The sequence below is a fragment of the Acetobacter nitrogenifigens DSM 23921 = NBRC 105050 genome (assembly GCF_000429165.1).
GTDB classification, from domain to species: domain Bacteria; phylum Pseudomonadota; class Alphaproteobacteria; order Acetobacterales; family Acetobacteraceae; genus Acetobacter; species Acetobacter nitrogenifigens.
This window is the reverse complement of record NZ_AUBI01000009.1, coordinates 141,658-158,253: the sequence shown is the minus strand read 5'-3', so window position 1 is coordinate 158,253 and position 16,596 is coordinate 141,658. Positions and strand designations below refer to the sequence as shown.

Below are 16,596 nucleotides of genomic sequence, written 5' to 3'. Positions count from 1 at the left end.
TGCAAAGCTCACTAAGTTTGGTGAGCTTTGGGGCTTCGAATTACTTCCAGAGGAAGCTTTCCAATCCCTATTCCTCGTTCGGGAATCGGAATTCTTCTTGCGGGCGCGCAAATCTCCGGAACGCGGATTACCGCCACTCTGTGTCGATGAGTGCCGGTAAGTCCGATTTCGCAATCACGCGGCTCGTTAAGTGTCTGCGGTGCGAGATTCCGCAACTGACGAGAACGCTGTCAATGCCATTCGGTTGTGGCGCAACATTTACGTAGGCAAGCTTAAATATGGAGCCTGCTTTTAGCAGGTCCCTATCGAAATCGACTTTGGCTTCATCATCGAGACTGTCCGCCCGGTTGCTTGTGCAAGCATCCCAACGAGGCGCCGTCAGAGAAGCGGTCTCTTCGGGCGACGGTTCAACAGGCGACTGCCACTGACCGTCGCGGTGATCAGAGCGCATGATGAAGCCAAAGCCAGGCAGAGCATCGACGCCCGTGTCGGTAGATACATGAACAGGCAGGCGACGGACGTGGCCCCCAGTGTTTGCCCGCTCAGACGCGAAAGAGACACCATGCCGCTGGCCCCGCCTTCGCGGCCTGTCCTCGCGGAAGCCATCATCGCGCGATTGTTCGGCGGCTGGAATATCCCAAAGCCGGTTCCCGCGATCAGAATCGTGGCGGCGATCACCAAATTTGGCGCCGTTGGCGGCAGGCAGCACAGAGCAAAGAACCCGACGCCCGTCAGCAGCAGGCCGAGGGAGGAGACAAGCCCCACGGGCAGTCTGTCCGCCAATCTGCCCGAGACGGGCGAAGCGATCGTGACGCCGATCGGCCATGCGGTGATCAGCAGGCCCGTCAGGGACGCGCTCTTTGCAAAAACGGCTTCCAGAGTGAACGGGATTGAAATCATGAACAGGTTGGAGGTCAGAAACCCCATCACGCCGACCAGAAAGGCTGTGCGAAATGGTCCGTGTTTCAGAAGATCAGCCGGAAAGATTGGATCCGGGCGGTCATGCTGCCTGCTCCACAATATGCCGATCGCAAGCGCCCCGAGCAGGAGCGGTCCGAATCCCGTAAGGCCCAGATGGCCATGGGCAAATTCGTCCAGCCCCAGAGCGATGCCTCCCAGAGCGAGAACAGACAGCAGCGCGTGCGGCGCATCATAAGGCGCAGAAGAACGCGGGGTCTGGGGAAGAGTAAAGGACGCCAGGGCCAACGCGGCGCCGCCAAGGGGCACGTTCAGCCAGAATATCCAGGGCCAGCTTGTTACGCTCAAAACTGCGGCGCCGATGCTCGGACCGAGCGCCACCCCCACTCCGATCACCAGACCGTTGAGGCCGATGCCCTTGCCCAGTTCGGCAGGTGGGTAAATGAACCGGACAAGCGCCAGGTTGACGCTCAGAATGCAGGCGCTGCCCAATCCTTGCAGAACGCGCGCCAAGGAAATTTCAACAAGCGTGTGCGACAGCGCGCACAGAATCGACGCGACAATAAAGATGGCGGTGCCGATGCGGCACATGCGCGCGAATCCCACGCGTGACCCTAGGGCGGCGAAAGGCAGCAGCGCGACAAGGGAGGCGAACTGGTACGCATTGACCACCCAGATTGAGTCCGACGGCGCGACATGCAGATCGTGACCGATCGTGGGCAACGCCACGTTCGCCACCGAGTAATCGAGAACTGCGAGAAGCAGGCCGAGCGCGACGGCGGTCATGGCCGAGACCCGCGCGAGACCGTAAAGGCCCGGCCCGGGAGCAGAGGGGCTCGTCATGATGACGGCTCCTGAGCATCTGCGGGGCTCATGCTCCCGTGGGGGGGAAGAGATATCTGCAGAAGGAGCGCGACTGGCATGACGGGAAGGCTAAGTCCAAAAAACGCCATCACAACGCGTGCGGCGGGATGCGCCCTGAGAACACGTCGATAACCTGATGGGCGCACATCATGGCGGTCCGCAGAAGGGCTTCCTCCGTCGCCGCGCCGATATGCGGGGAGAACACGATCCGCTCACACTGAAGAAGAGGATCGTCGGACCTTGGCGGCTCCTGCTGCAAGACGTCAAGCCCGGCTCCCGCCAAACGCCCCGATGCGATCGCCGACAGCAGAGCCTGATGGTCCACCGCTGCGCCACGGCTGCTGTTCAGCAGTATCGATCCGGGGCGCAGGAAGCCGGTCGTCTCTTCCGTGATGACCGGGGAGGCATCGCCCGGTCGTTCGGCGGGACGATGCAGGGAGATGACGTCTGACGCGTTCAGCAGGGCGGGCATGTCCGACGCAGGCGTCACTCCATGCTCTGCGAAGACCTCCGCTGGCACGCTCGGCGACCATGCCAGCACTTTCATGCCGAAGCCGTTGGCGGCGATCCGGGCGACTTCGCGGGCGATGGCGCCGAACCCGACCAGACCCAGGGTCTTCCCATACAGCTCCATGCCGCCAGCGCGATAGCGAAACGCCCAGTCATTTGCGCGCACGGCTTGGTCGGCCTCGCCGATACGGCGGGCCACGGCGAGCATGAGCCCAATCGTCAGTTCGGCGACCGACCGACTGTTTGTGCCGGGCGCGCGCGTCACCGTGACACCGCGAGCCTTGGCGGCGGCCACGGCGATCCGGTTTGTGCCGGAGCCATGGCAGGCGACGACGCGCAGCGCCGGAGCGGCGGCCAAAGCTTCCGCGCTGAATCCCAGATCGCGCGTGATGAGGGCTTCGGACGAACCTACTTCCGCTATGACGGCGTCCATCGTCATGCTGGATGCGAAGCGAACCTCGATTTCCTGGCTACGCAGAAAATCGACCGCCTTTTCAGCGATAGGCTGGGTAATAAAACACGTCGGCATAAAAATTGGTGTCCGGATCTGCAGTAAGGATGGGAGGCGGCGTTCAGGGCGCGCCCAAGCCTCCGCCGCCGGGCGTCAGCAAATGCAGCCGCTCATCCGATGCGATGACATGCAGCCCTTTCGATGGCAACGACCGCCCTTTTGAGGTTTTTACGATGCCCGCCGCGCCGTTGCTCCCGCCCAGAGCGCCACGTGGCGGATATTTTACGCGATCAAAAGCGGCAAGGAGTTCGAACGATGCATCGTTTGTCGTACCGATCTCCATGATCTGCCCGTCGCCTCCGCGGGTAAGGCCCGCTCCGCCGCTGCCGTCGCGCAGTTCTTTCTTCCAGAAAATCAGCGGACATTGGTTTTCAGCGATCTCGACAGGAGTACCGTGGACGCCGGACGGAAACGCCGTAGCCGACAGGCCGTCCAGACCCGGCCGCGCGCCAGTGCCGCCATTGGTGGTGATCGCCAGAGCGAAAGCTCTGGGTTTCGAATCGCCATCAGGAGCCCAGACTCCCCGCACGGCAATATTCCACAGACAGGACGTGCCTTCGGCGGGGACGCGATCCGGCAAGGGCGTGCGCAGGCAGCCAAACACCATGTCGGGCAACATCTGCCCGATGATGTGCCGAGACGAGACCGGGGCGGGACGCAGCGCGTTCAGAACCGATCCCGCAGGCGCGTCCACGCGATAGGGCGCAAGCGAGCCGGCGTTATTCGGCACATCGGGCGAGATGGCGCAGGCGAGGCCGAAGACAGTGTACGCCTTCGTGTAGGCCAACGGCACGTTGATCCCGCGCGTGACGGCGGCGGGAGAGCCGTCGTAGGAGACGCTCACTCCGTCCTCTGCGACGGTCAGCGTCGCTTTCAGTTCGAGTGGCGCGTCATAGCCATCCACCGTCATGGCATGTGACCAGCGCCCTTTCGGCAGGGCGGCGATTTTTTCGAGGACGGCCTGACGGGAGCGATCAATGATATAGTTCGCCAACGGCTCGATCGTATCGATATCGAACTCATCCATCATATCGCGCAGTGCGACAGCGCCCGCTTCGTTGCAGGCGACCAGAGAATAGGTATCGCCTTCCGTATCCACCGGCAGGCGCGTGTTGGCGCGGATCATGGCCATCAACGTCTCGTTCACCACGCCCTGATCGACCAACTTGAGCATGGGGATCGACAGGCCTTCCATAAACACATCGGTGGCGTCGGGGCCATTGCCCAAACCGCCGATGTCCATCAGGTGGCCTGTGCATGAAAACAGCGCCACCAGTTTTCCACGATAGAAGGCCGGCGTAGTGATGACGAAGTCGTTCAGATGTCCGGTGCCCATCCACGGATCGTTGGTGATGTACGCGTCACCTTCCTTCATTGTCTCGACAGGAAAATGACGCAGAAAATGGCCGACCGATTCCGCCATGGAGTTCACGTGGCCCGGCGTGCCAGTGACGGCCTGCGCCACCATGCGGCCCTGCGTATCGAAGACGCCTGCGGAAATGTCCTCGCACTCGCGCACGATCGGGCTGAAGGCGGTGCGAATCAGGATGCGCGCCTGTTCTCCAACGACGGAAATCAAACGGTTCCACATGATCTGGAAACGGATTTCCTGTTGCGCGTTCGTCGGCGCGTCGGTGTGGGGGGCGTTCGTCGTCATGCCGCAGAGTCTTTCATGGTCAGGACAATGTTGCCGCTGCCGTCGATATGCGCGTCATACCGGGCGGATACGTAGGTTGTGGTTTCATCTTCACGGATCAGCGCAGGACCGTTCAGGGCGCTGCCGGATCGCATGGTCTTGCGATAATAAACCGGCAGGTCAACGATTGCGCCGATGTCGCCGGAGAAGAAATCACAGCGTTCGTCGGGTTGGGTCTGTTGTAGCAGTGGCGTGGGCGCATAAGGCTCCGGCGTCGCTACAGGCGCCGAAATAGTGACGGACCAATTCATCACCTCGACAGCAGCTCCCGGAATGGCGCGTGAGAACTGGCGCGCATAATCCTGCTCGAACGCAGCACGGAGGGCAGCGACGTCTGACAATCCGGCTTCATCGTTCGGCAAGCGTACCGTGATCTCGTGTCCCTGCCCGACATAGCGCATGAAGGCGTTGCGCTCGACGCGAAGAGCGTCCCGGCGAGAGTCCTGCGTCAACACATCCATGATGGAATCCGCCATGCCGCCAAGCAGTGCGGAAATGGCCGCCGCATTGAAGCTATCGTCAATACGCATAGGGTGCGAACGGACTATTTCGAACGCCAGAGGCGCAGCGAGGAAGCCGACAGCCGAACCAACGCCTGCGTTGGACGGGATCACCAGACGCCGCACGCCCAGCTTCTCCGCTACCCGCGCGGCGTGGAGGGGGGCTGCGCCGCCAAAGGCGATCATCGTGTGTTCTGCGATGGCGACGCCTCGCTCCACGGCGTGAACGCGCGCGGCGCTGGCCATGTTTTCGCACACCATCTCGTAAACCGCGTGGGCCGCCATTTCAGCTGTCAGGCCAAGCGGTTCGCCGATATCCGAGAGCAGCGCCTGCTTCGCGAGTTCGGGGCGCAACGTCATGCTGCCTCCCGCGAAACCTTCCGGGCGCAGCAGGCCAAGCGCGATGTCGGCGTCTGTGACGGCGGGCCGCACGCCGCCGAGGCCGTAGCATGCGGGCCCGGGAACTGATGACGCGCTTTCCGGTCCGACCGTTATCCGTTTCATCGCGTCGAGATGTGCGATGGAGCCGCCGCCCGCCCCGATTTCGACCATTTCAATGACGGGAATACGCAAGGGCAGGCCTGACCCCTTCATAAACCGCGTCGTGCGATCGACCTCAAATGTACGTGACGAGGTCGGGCGAAAATGTTCGACAAGGCAGACCTTGGCCGTCGTGCCGCCCATATCGAAGGACAGCACGTGACTGTCGCTCATCTTCTGCGCGCATTGCGCGGCAAAGATCGCGCCACCCGCCGGGCCGGACTCCACCAGACGCACGGGAAACTGACTGGCGGTCTCAAGGGAGGTCAGCGCCCCGCTCGACGTGACGAGATAGAGCGCACCTTTAAAACCGTCTCGGGACAAGCCGTTGCGCAGACGGCCCAGATAGCCCGCCATCAAAGGTTGCACATAAGCATTGGCGACCGTCGTGGAGGTGCGCTCGTACTCGCGAACTTCCGGGCAAACTTCGCTGGAAATCGATATGGTGGCATGAGGAAGAGCTGTCGAGAGGATATCGCGCGCACGCGTTTCGTGCGAGTGGTTGGCGTAAGAGTGGAGGAAAGCGATGGCGACGCTTTCGATCCCGATCTTCCGAAGTTCGTCGGCGGTCCTGAGCAATTCGCCCTCATCAAGAGGTTTTCTTATTTGTCCACGAGCGTCCATGCGCTCTGGCGCCGTGAAGCGCAGGGCGCGGGGGACAAGCGGCGCAGGCTTTCGAAGCATCAGGTCATATTGATTGAAACGACTCTCCGTGCCGATTTCGATCACGTCACGAAATCCCTCCGTGCCGATAAGGGCAGTTTTGGCGCCCCGTCTTTCGATAATCGCGTTTGTCGCAAGCGTTGTGCCGTGAACGAATTCGTCGACATCCGACAGGCTTGTTCGGGCGTCCTGCAACGCCAACGCAGCGCCACTCATCACGCCTTCTTCGGGAGCAGACGGCGTTGTCAGCACCTTGCGCGTATAGCGCCCCTCTGGAGTGTCGAGCACAACGTCGGTGAATGTGCCGCCGATATCAACGGCGAGGCGAATGGCGGTCCTGTCGGTCATGATGTTCGTCGATGTCCTGAAAGATGTTAAGCTCGCTCGGGGCATGCGCTACGGCGCGCAGGAAGCTGGAGGGGGTAAGCGATGGCTTTACGGGGGCGGAAAGAAGGGGAAACTGGCGAAATGGGTGGAGGCGCGAACGCCCGAGAGCCGGAGAGGCGGCCGTTCATTGTCTCGTCCTCGCATCTTGCGACGCCGGGGAGCGAGGACCTGAGCGAATTCGAATTTTCTCTGACGGTCGCCAATAATGCCTTTCAGCATTGGATCGTTCGCTGCATGGCGGCGGCGGGTTTGCCGGATTTGTCGGCGATCGAGACGTTGATCCTGCATCACGTCAACCATCGTGCGAAGGAAAAGAGTATTCCAGACCTGATGTTCGCGCTGAATATTTCCGAACGGCATTATCTGAATTACGCGATGAAGAAGCTCGACGCACGCGGGTTGATCGAACGACGCAAGCAGGGCAAGGAGGTTTTTGTCCGGACGTCGGCCGCAGGCGCCGGGTACTGTGCGGAATACGCCCGCCTTCGAAACGTTTGCCTGCTGGAACTGGTTCCGGATGATCGTCGGGTCGGCGGTACGGTCATAGCGGAGGTCGCGAAGGCGCTGCGCATTCTCAATGGATTTTATGAGCAGGCGTCGAGGTCCGTGTCGTCCCTCTAACCTTGATCTCCGGCCCGTCATGACGCGATCACGGGTCGGATGCTGAAAACTGCTTCCTGATATCCTATCGGCGTACCGTCACGGGCAAGTTCCCTGGTGATGAGTCCATCCGTGGGCGCCCGGATCGCAAGCCGCAATGGTCCGATACACACGAAGCCGATCACATCATCTCGCAAAACGGAATCCCCAATGCTCTTTCCTGCGCCTGTAAAGAGTCCAAGTTCTGGACTTTTTACAACAATGTCCAATTCGGCTTCCGAAGGAGCGTCGTCCGTATGAGGCCTCGTATTCGGTGAAATATCAGGACTTTCGGCCTCCAGCACGACGGACAGGAACGTGTCGTCATTTTCAAATTCGAATACGCCTGCGCTATGGCGGCGCATGGCTGCGACCAGGTTTTCAAGAAAATCGCCCGCGATCGGATCTCCGGTCTCGTGTTCACGTTGGCTCATGGCTGCTCTCTCGTGCGGCGTCGGTCGAGGGTATGAACGGTAAAGACGCCAGCTCGAAAATCCGGATCGTCCAGAAGACGCTTGTGTCGCGACGCAGTCGTCGGAACGCCGTCGATTTGCAACTCTTCAAGAGCTGTCGACATTCGGCGAATCGCGTCGTTACGGTCGGAACCATGGACGATGAGTTTGGCGATCAGAGAATCATAATGTGGCGGGATGGTATATCCGTCGTGGATATGGGTATCCACCCGGACACCGGGACCGCCAGGCGCGCGCCATTTTTTTATGGTTCCCGGCGCAGGCATGAAAGTTTCCGGATCTTCCGCGTTGATACGACATTCCAGCGCGTGACCGTTGGTTCTGACATCTGCCTGTGTGAAGGACAGAGACGCGCCGGTCGCGATCATGATTTGCTCACGCACGATGTCCACGCCGGACGTCATCTCCGTCACCGGATGTTCGACCTGCAGGCGCGTATTCATCTCGATAAAGTTGAAATTCCCGTCTTCATAAAGAAACTCGAACGTACCTGCGCCCGTGTACCCAATGCGGGCGGCAGCGTTGGCGCAAGCCAGGCCAAGATCTGAAATCCGATGTTCAGGGATGCCCGGCGGAGGCGCCTCTTCAATCAACTTCTGATGCCGCCTCTGCACAGAGCAGTCACGAGCGCCCAGCCACACCGCATTTCCGTGAGCGTCCGCGAGTATCTGGATTTCCACATGACGCGGTTCACGTAAAAACCGTTCTACATAAACATCAGGATTTCCAAATGCGAGAGCTGCCTCTTTGCGAGCGCTCTCAACGGCGTCCAGCAATTCATCAGCTTTCATGACGACACGCATGCCCCTTCCGCCGCCGCCGCCAGCCGCCTTTACGATGAGCGGATATCCGATCGCATCGCATATCGTTCGGATTTCGTCGGGATCGAGAGGTAGCGCGGCATCAGAGCCGGGCAGACAAGGAACGCCGTTGGCCTTCATGGCGCGCCGGGCGCTGATCTTGTCGCCCATAAGGCGCATGACCGATGAGGCAGGACCAATCAGTATTAGTCCTGCCCGTTCGACGGCTTCGGCAAAATCAGCATTTTCAGAAAGGAAACCATAACCAGGATGAATGGCGTCCGTTGTCGTCAAGGCCGCTGCGCGGAGTATGCGCTCGCCGTCAAGATAACTATTCGTAGCTGCTGCAGGGCCGATGCAGATGGCGTGATCAACCAGTCTCAAATGCGCCAATCCGGAGTCGGCCTCGGAATAAACGCCCACTGTGCGCAGTCCGAGAAGCTTGCATGCGCGCACGATGCGCAACGCGATCTCGCCCCGATTGGCGATGAGGACCGTCCTGATATCAGGCATCAACGGTCTCCACTGCAAACAGTGGAGCGCCGGGTTCTACGGCTTGTCCGTCTTCGGCTATGATTTCGACGATCTTGCACGGGAACTCGGCCCCGACCCGAGAAAGAGTTTTCATGACTTCGAGAATGTAGAGCGTCTGCCCTTCTTGCACTGCTGCGCCAACGTCGACGAAAGCGGGCTGCCCTGGTCCTGCGGCTCGGTAGAAGACGCCATGCATGGACGATGACACGATACGCGTCGAGGGTCCGCCTGCTGACGTTTTTGTAGAAACAGGCGAAGATACGCGTCCAGTCTGGGGTGCGACGGAAGCAACGCCTGATGCGACCGGCTGACGAACGATGCGGTAGCGCTCTCCGGCGTATCCGACTTCCAGTTCCGCCACGCCCAGCCTTTGCATACGCTCCATCAGGGCTTCAGCGCGATTTAAATCGATCGTCATCGACGTCGTTTCTTCCATTTATGTTCTTGCTTTTACGGATATTCCCGCCGCTTCAAGGTGGGTGCGCACTTTTCGGGCCACATCGACAGAATGAGCGTTGTCGCCATGCACGCAAATCGTGTCGATCTGCGCTGGCAGCATCGCGCCGGAGCGGGTTTCGATGGCGCCGTTGGAAATCATGCGGACCGCGCGCTCCGCGGCGAAATCAGCATCGTGAAGAACGGCGTCAGCTTCCTTGCGTGACACCAGATGGCCATCTTCCGTATACGCGCGGTCCGCAAAAATTTCCGAGAATACGGTCATACCGCGTTCCCGCCCGATCCGCTCGAGATGACTCAGCGCGATGGCCATGATCGGCAACGTTGGATCCACGCTACGAACTGCGTTGGCGACCGCTGTTGCGACGGATTCGTCCCGTTCGGTCAAGTTGCCGAGGGCTCCATGCGTTTTCAGATAGGTAATTTTGTGCCCGGCATAAGCGGCCAGAGCTTGAGCGGCCCCAAGTTGATAGGCGATGATACGTTCAATTTCGCTCGGGTTGAACGGCATGACGCGTCGTCCGAAACCCCACAGATCTGGAAAACCGGGGTGGGCGCCGACGGAGACGCCCTTTTCGCGCGCCATGGCGAACGTGGCCGCCATCACCTCGGGATCGCCGCCATGGAACCCGCAGGCGACGTTGGCCGATGTTACGATGTCCAACATGTCGGAATCGCTTCCGATAGTGTAATGACCAAAACTTTCACCAAGATCGGCGTTCAGGTCGACAGTCAGATCGGGCATTCCGCAAAGTCCTTCTTGAAACGCATTATCGGGCGAGGAGCGTCGTGCGTGCAGATTGCAACGCGAGACCAAGCTCATGCATTCGGACGGCTTCCGCCCGAATAGCTGCAACCGCCTCATCCAGTTCGACACGGATAAAACGTATCTGCCGACCAGTCTGGGTTTGGGCCAGAAGGCGCAGGTCCGGCTCGATCACATTTGCGATCTTGGGGTAACCGCCGCATGTGTTGGCGTCGGCCATCTGGACAATGGGCATTCCGGCGGAAGGGACCTGAACCGTTCCGGGGACGATTCCGTGCGACAACAACTCCAGCGGGGAGCGCAGGCTCAATGGCGTCTCGCTCTCCAGCCGATAGCCAAGGCGGTTTGCTGTCCTTGTGACCGTCCATAGTTGCTCAAAGAACAGCGCCTGTGAATCATCAGTGAACGCATCGAATTCGGCGGCAGGCAGGCAACGAACCTCAGCCACGTTCTCAGGGAGGTCGCACGGATGCGCCAGCCCATACCCACTGGATGGCATGTCCTTTGCGTCAGAGGGAAACGCGGCCAGCCGTGTTCCGGCTTCCAACGCTCGCCCCTGATATCCTCCAAACCCCCCCTTCATGTCCGTCGATCGGGATCCCAGAACAACCGGAACATCAAGCCCCCCGGCAAATGTCACATAACTTCGCGCGCCGTTGGCCGGAGCGTGCAGAGTCAGGATCTGCCCCGCCCGAGCCTTTGCGGCCCAATCGGGAGGCAAAGGCTCGTCATCGAGACGAGCGACCCCGCGGGCGCCTGTTACCGCGAATGCCTGATCGGCATGAAAGCGAATTTTGAACGGAAAGAAGACGACTTCGATTCCTGCCGTATCGATATCGTTGCCGAGCAGCAGATTGCCCAGTTTCAAGGCTGCGGAGTCCATGGCCCCTCCCCGGGACACACCGAGCGTCATCGTTCGGGGGCGGCCGAGATCCTGGATGGTGTTGAGCGGAGAGCCCGTCAGGACTTCGATCATCCGACTCTCCTGAACTTTACGCGATCACCCAGTCGAAACAGGCACGGTTCGACGCGCTGCGCGTCGAAGAGAATTTCCTCGGTTTTGCCGAGAATATGCCACCCTGTCGGCGACGTGCATGGCATGACGCCAGCCTGCCCGCCGCCGATGGAAACCGCGCCTTGCTCGACACTGACGCGCGGCGACGCTCGTCTGGGTATCGCGAGGCGTGGGTCGAGACCCGTCAGGTATGCAAAGCCCGGCATCGCTCCGATCGCGGCTACGCGGTATTCGCCCGAGACGTGAGCCGCAATGACTTCTTCCTCAGTCAAGCCTGCAAAACGCGCTACGACCGGTATATCCTCTCCGAACGTTCCACCGTAAGTCACGGGCAGCACGATTTCGCGAGCCGGTGAGGCGTCGACCAACGTGTCTTCCCAAACCGCTCGCAGGCTATGTTCGAGTATAGCCGGATCATATTGAATAGTGTCGAAGACGATCAGGAGGTTATTCACGCCCGGCACGGCCTGAAGAATTTCCGGCAGAGCAGCCATGCGTCGCGCGACCGCCCAGATGCGTTCCTGCACGCTGTCGTTGAATGCGCCGCGCGCGGCGTCGAGTAACAGGGCGCCCGCTCCCGCACTGCTGATGCGGATCATGACGTAATGGCTCTGTGCGCGTGAATATGGCGACGCGGCATCAGAAACACGGCAACCGAGCCGACAAGAATGATGAAGGCAGCAATATAGAAAACAGCATGGAAGTTACCGGTAGCCTGAAGAAGATAACCCGTGAGGACTGGCGCTGCGATCCCAAGCCCATTGCTGAATGTCAAGGTCAATCCGGTCACCGAACCAAGGCTGCCGCGCTCTACGAGGAGATCGGCCAAAAGCGCCATGTTGGCTCCGGTGCCCGCTGTCACACAAGCGATGGCGACGATCAGCAAAGCGGTGGCCGCAAGTGGAGAGTGACAGAGTGGGAATGCGCCAAGCATGGAGGCCATCGCCAGAAAAAAGCTTACGGCATGGCGCCGGGTTCCGGTCGCCGCTTCGGTGTTTCGGACCGAACGTTCGCCGAGCTTGCCAAGAGCCAGGGACAGCATGGTGGCGCCGAGGTAGCAGTAGGCCGTGTATAGTCCCGACTGCATAAGCGAGAGATGAAACGTGTCGCGCAGAATCGTCGGTAGCCATGACATTAGAAGAAAATTGGCGTAATTTCCGCAGCATTGCGGAATTACTATGCCCCAGAAATCGCGAGATCGAAACAAGGTCGGGATTGAAATTAACGCGAACGCATCTCGCGTATCACTCATCTGCAATGCGGATTTGGAGGGATATATCCAGAGCCATGCCAATGACCACATAAGGCCGAGTGCACCAAGGATTGAAAATGTTGACCGCCAACCGAATGTTTCCACCAGCCAGGCGCTGGCGACTGCTCCGGTCGCCAAACCAATAGGAATGCCGCAGATAAAGGCCGTCATCATCAATCCCCGTTCGCCGGGGCGTGCCCAATACCGCATGACCTTATTGCCGAGAGCGAAAGTAGGAGATTCCCCCACTCCGAGCAAAATGCGTGTCGCGATAAACGCGGGAACCGTTGTCGCTATGCTGCCGAAAATCATGGCGAGAGACCACAATGTCACGGCCGCGGCGCCCACAAGACGCGTGCCGACTCGGTCGAGCGTTATGGCGCTGGGTAAGTTCAGAAAGAAATACGACCATAAAAAACTGGACAGCACCCAGCCAGTTTCACTTGGAGAAAGGCCGAATTCCTTCGCCACGCGAGGCATGGCGACCGAGAGGGCCGCACGATCACCATAGCATATGACGCACATGATGATCGTCAATGCGTAGATCGTGAAACGGAGCCGACGTGAAGCGTCCGCCCCGGACGTGTATGAAGACGGCAATGCAGGCACCTCGCGTTATGTGAGGACGGTCAGAACGAGAAATTCGTCCTGACGTAATACATGCCGCCATTGAAACCATAAGGCGAGTAATAAGAGTACTTGTAAGCGCCGAACAATGGTCCCGAGATGGATTTCGGGATGCGGGTCGGATATTTGTTCCCAAGATTGTTGGCGCCGATCGCCAGACTCCACTGCGGCAGAATCTTGTACGACACTTCAAGGTTGGTCAGGAAAGCCGGGCGTTGCGTAACGCCGGCTGCTGTCGGGCTCGCCAAAAACAGCGTCGAACCATAACGCTGCTCTTGCACGAAGACGCCCCATCGTCCGCGATTCCAGTTCAGTGAGAGGCTTTCCCTGTTTTTCGGAGCCGAATGCAACAGCATTTGTTCGGCGTATTTATTGTAACTGCTGAGACCGTACTGCGCGAGCACAGCGGGGGTCTTGTTGTAGCTCCGGACCTCGTTGTCGGAATAATTGAAAGTGAAGGCGAATTTGAACGTGCCTGCCCGCTGCGTGTGCAGCGTGTAGTCGGTGCTGATGTCTCCGCCGTAAGTCTGCGTGTTTATCGGGTTTGTGTAGTATGACGCGTACGTGACGTTCTGCAGTCCTGACGATGCGAGAATATCCGCCACCTCCGTCCCGCCAAGCGTGGTCGTGCTGGCGAGGCGGTCATTGATCGCGATATAGTAAAGGTTTCCCGTGAAATGCCAGTTCTCCAACGGCGTTGCATCCAGACCGACGCTGTAGCTGCGAGAGTACTCCCCTTTGATCTTGCCTGCGCCAAGAGCTTGCGCTGCGGCGCTGCTGTTCGGCAACTGATCTACGGAGTAGGTGGCGAAGGGTGCGTTGTAGAAATAATAGGTCTGACCAAGAGTTGGCGGACGATAGCCGTTGTTGACGCTCGCGCGGATCGCCCAGTTGCGGTTGAAATTATAGCGCGTGCCGATACTGCCGGTTTCGACTGTCGCCAGATGAGAGTAGCTTGTGGCCCGTCCGCCAATTGTCCATTCCCAATTCTTCGTGACAAAAAAATCGAGATTGACATTGCCCTCGTAAATATCACGACTGCGGTTTGTTGCGGCTGCGGGTATGTTTCCGCCATGATCGGTTGCGCCAAGACCGTACCAGGAGTCTCTCTCGCCCTCGGTCATCTGGAATGTATCGCGGCGATATTCACCGCCGAGTCGCAGGCCAATCGGTTTGGGCAACCATGACGTCTGGAATTCGCGCGAACCGCGCACACCGGCTGATAATTCGGACGTAATGGCTTTTCCGTCATAAAAATTGCGTGGGCTGCTGTCACCGAGAGAGACGTTGTTACTGTGAATAGTTGAATACGCCTGATCGTCACGTCCGTAGTTGACGTAAGCGTCCCAGGAGAAGCCCAGCGCGTGAGCCTTGATCCCGTTGTCGGTTTCAAAGTCGTACTGGTCCATCGCGATGTAAGGAATGGCGCCATTTGGCCAGAGAGTGCTGTTCGTCAGGCTGTTGGCGGCGCTGCGATAGGTCTCTGCGACATTGACGCGACGGTGACCGAACGTGCTGGTGCTGTAGAGATTTACGTTATGCGCGAGAGGAATTTCCATGTTTTCGCTAAGCGTTTCCATCGTAGACTTTGGAACGCCGAGCATGCGATTGACGTCACGACTTGCCGTCTCGTTGCGTGAATCGCCTGTGGGGTAAAGTTGCCCGACGAAATCCCCGCTTCGGTTGCTGGGTTGTTGATGCGTCACCTGGGCGGCAAGATCGAGATACCCGCCCTGTCTTCCCAGCTTCATGCCGTAGTCGGCGTATCCGTTCACGGCCTGTCCGTCGCCAGCGTAGAAGCCGCTGTTCTGGAAGTTGACCGATCCGTCGTGATCTCGGTTTTTCAGGACGATATTGACTGCGCCAGCGATTGCGTCTGCGCCGTACAGGGCGGATGCGCCTTCGGTTATGACTTCAATATGATCGATCGCGGAAATGGGAATCAGCGATATGTCGGCGGGTTCGGTGCCCCAGTTGGGACCGGCGTTCGCGTTGAAATTGGCGCCGAGATGACGACGGTGGCCATTGACCAGAATCAGCGTGTCGTCAGCGGATTGGCCGCGAAGCTGCATGGTCTGCACGAACGCGTTGTTGCCGACGCCGGGTTGTGGCGGAGCCGTGATCGCAGCCGAGGCCTGCGCCAGCGCGCTCATAACGTTGGTCTGACCGGTGCTGAGCAATTGCGCGCCAGAGATCACCGTAACCTGGGTGGTGCTGTGTACTGGCGTTGACGGAGACAGGACGGAGGTGCCGATTGCACGCCCTGCGACGTCGATTTGTTCAGGAGACGCATTGGCGCGGATGGCGCTGCGCTGGGAGCGGGCCGCGATATGCGGGCGACTGTCCGCCGCAGGAACGGTGGTTGAGGCGGGCGACGGCGACACGGCGCGCCTGTGCGCGACATGCTTCGACGGTGTGGCGCTTGACGCGGCATAGGTGAGTGTAGGGATTACGAGAGCGATACCGCAAAGGAGGGCTGATTTTAAACCGATGAGACGAGTCATCTATCGACCTTGTGCTCTGGAGGCCTGTAGCGCGGCATCTCATGTGATTACGTGTTCATAATATATGTAAATCACACACGATTCGGTTTCGCAACATAAATGTCTCGATATCGAACTGGAGGCCGCCGTGTAGTGTTATGTGCGAGTGGTCGGTATGATGAGGAGCGCGAAGTCGCAAGCCGTATCCTGCTGCCTAATCACGCGATAATTGGTCGGACGAGCGGAGGCTGCAGGATCTCGGCCGAATGCGGTCGCAAGGGTACGCTCGGTGGCGGGACCAGAAGGGCCGTGCACTCGGCTGATGGCGCTCTCACGCCTTGCGAGCCTTGCGTCAGGCGAATCTGTGAGTTCGAAAATTATATTTGAAATATAGAAAAAATTACGACGAACGCTGGTCGATTCATGGTCTGCTGGGCGTTAGGTTCCCCAACCGAGCGGCTAATCGTCGCTGCGTGCGCTCCGGTTGCGCTTGATGCCAGCCCGATGAGCCTTGCCGTCCAGTCTGCGCTGCCGGGCGGCGCGGCCAGGTCGGGTGGCCACGCGGAAAGCGGGCCTGTGCGCGGCTTCGCGGATCAGTTCAGCCAACCGTTCGATCGCGTCCTCGCGGTTGCGCTGCTGCGTGCGAAAGCGCCGGGCGGTTATGATGATCACTCCGTTGCGCGTGACGCGGCTTCCGGCAATCTCCAGCAGGCGGGCGCGCACGCGCTCTGGCAGGGACGGAGAGAGGGCTGCGTCAAAACGCAGCTGAGCCGCAGTCGCCACCTTGTTGACGTTCTGCCCGCCGGGGCCCGACGCAAGGATGTAGCTGACCTCCAGCTCGGATTCAGCCAGGGACAGTCCGGGAAGGATCATGATCGCCATGCGGGTTCGTATAGCACGTTTTTCGTCGGAAGCGCGCCCGGCCGGCACACAGTGGCTAACCTGCCTCTATACGAAACCGA

14 protein-coding genes are annotated in these 16,596 nt (G+C 59.5%); 1 reads left to right on the top strand and 13 read right to left on the bottom strand.

Features of this window, described 5'->3' with window-relative positions; translation table 11 throughout:
* Positions 1-378: 378 nt before the first annotated feature.
* The 4 genes from G442_RS0111780 to G442_RS0111765 form a co-directional block, all read right to left on the bottom strand.
* Positions 379-1,761, bottom strand: coding sequence for an MFS transporter (locus tag G442_RS0111780; protein ID WP_026398157.1), 1,383 nt, complete (start codon positions 1,759-1,761; stop codon positions 379-381).
* A 109-nt stretch (positions 1,762-1,870) separates the two neighbouring features.
* Entirely contained in the window at positions 1,871-2,821 is a 951-nt protein-coding gene (locus tag G442_RS0111775) for a hydroxyacid dehydrogenase (protein ID WP_026398156.1), read from the bottom strand.
* A 43-nt stretch (positions 2,822-2,864) separates the two neighbouring features.
* A complete protein-coding gene (locus G442_RS22075) occupies positions 2,865-4,460 on the bottom strand; it encodes a hydantoinase B/oxoprolinase family protein (RefSeq protein WP_051292237.1) in 1,596 nt (531 codons plus the stop codon).
* Positions 4,457-6,550 (bottom strand): hydantoinase/oxoprolinase family protein, encoded by a 2,094-nt coding sequence (locus tag G442_RS0111765; RefSeq protein WP_026398155.1) that lies wholly within the window; start codon positions 6,548-6,550, stop codon positions 4,457-4,459. Before G442_RS0111765 ends, G442_RS22075 begins: the two co-directional genes overlap by 4 nt.
* 81 nt (positions 6,551-6,631) lie before the next feature.
* On the opposite strand from G442_RS0111765, the gene G442_RS0111760 reads away from it, so the two are divergent.
* The gene (locus G442_RS0111760; protein ID WP_246789424.1) at positions 6,632-7,210 is read left to right on the top strand and encodes a winged helix DNA-binding protein; all 579 of its coding nucleotides are present in this window, start codon (positions 6,632-6,634) and stop codon (positions 7,208-7,210) included.
* A 17-nt stretch (positions 7,211-7,227) separates the two neighbouring features.
* Here the strand turns inward: G442_RS0111760 and G442_RS23975 are convergent, their stop codons facing one another.
* The 9 genes from G442_RS23975 to arfB all read right to left on the bottom strand — a co-directional run bounded on the left by G442_RS23975 (position 7,228) and on the right by arfB (position 16,516).
* The gene (locus G442_RS23975) at positions 7,228-7,662 is read right to left on the bottom strand and encodes a dihydrolipoyllysine-residue succinyltransferase component of 2-oxoglutarate dehydrogenase complex (protein ID WP_051292236.1); all 435 of its coding nucleotides are present in this window, start codon (positions 7,660-7,662) and stop codon (positions 7,228-7,230) included.
* Entirely contained in the window at positions 7,659-9,014 is a 1,356-nt protein-coding gene (accC, locus tag G442_RS0111750; RefSeq protein ID WP_026398153.1) for an acetyl-CoA carboxylase biotin carboxylase subunit, read from the bottom strand. The genes G442_RS23975 and accC overlap by 4 nt, the downstream gene beginning before the upstream one ends.
* Positions 9,007-9,453: an acetyl-CoA carboxylase biotin carboxyl carrier protein gene (locus G442_RS0111745; RefSeq protein ID WP_026398152.1), complete on the bottom strand. Its 447-nt coding sequence runs from the start codon at positions 9,451-9,453 to the stop codon at positions 9,007-9,009. Before G442_RS0111745 ends, accC begins: the two co-directional genes overlap by 8 nt.
* A gap of 18 nt (positions 9,454-9,471) precedes the next feature.
* Positions 9,472-10,236 (bottom strand): LamB/YcsF family protein, encoded by a 765-nt coding sequence (locus G442_RS0111740; RefSeq protein ID WP_026398151.1) that lies wholly within the window; start codon positions 10,234-10,236, stop codon positions 9,472-9,474.
* Between the two features lie 25 nt (positions 10,237-10,261).
* Entirely contained in the window at positions 10,262-11,233 is a 972-nt protein-coding gene (locus G442_RS0111735) for a 5-oxoprolinase subunit C family protein (RefSeq protein WP_026398150.1), read from the bottom strand.
* Positions 11,230-11,871 carry a 5-oxoprolinase subunit PxpB gene (pxpB, locus tag G442_RS0111730; RefSeq protein WP_026398149.1) on the bottom strand — a complete coding sequence of 214 codons (642 nt, stop codon included), beginning with the start codon at positions 11,869-11,871 and terminating at the stop codon, positions 11,230-11,232. Before pxpB ends, G442_RS0111735 begins: the two co-directional genes overlap by 4 nt.
* Positions 11,868-13,133 carry an MFS transporter gene (locus G442_RS0111725; RefSeq protein WP_371863414.1) on the bottom strand — a complete coding sequence of 422 codons (1,266 nt, stop codon included), beginning with the start codon at positions 13,131-13,133 and terminating at the stop codon, positions 11,868-11,870. The genes pxpB and G442_RS0111725 overlap by 4 nt, the downstream gene beginning before the upstream one ends.
* A 20-nt stretch (positions 13,134-13,153) precedes the next feature.
* Positions 13,154-15,655, bottom strand: coding sequence for a TonB-dependent receptor plug domain-containing protein (locus G442_RS0111720; RefSeq protein WP_026398147.1), 2,502 nt, complete (start codon positions 15,653-15,655; stop codon positions 13,154-13,156).
* Positions 15,656-16,093: 438 nt separating this feature from the next.
* The gene (gene arfB / locus G442_RS0111715) at positions 16,094-16,516 is read right to left on the bottom strand and encodes an alternative ribosome rescue aminoacyl-tRNA hydrolase ArfB (RefSeq protein WP_026398146.1); all 423 of its coding nucleotides are present in this window, start codon (positions 16,514-16,516) and stop codon (positions 16,094-16,096) included.
* Positions 16,517-16,596: the final 80 nt, after the last annotated feature.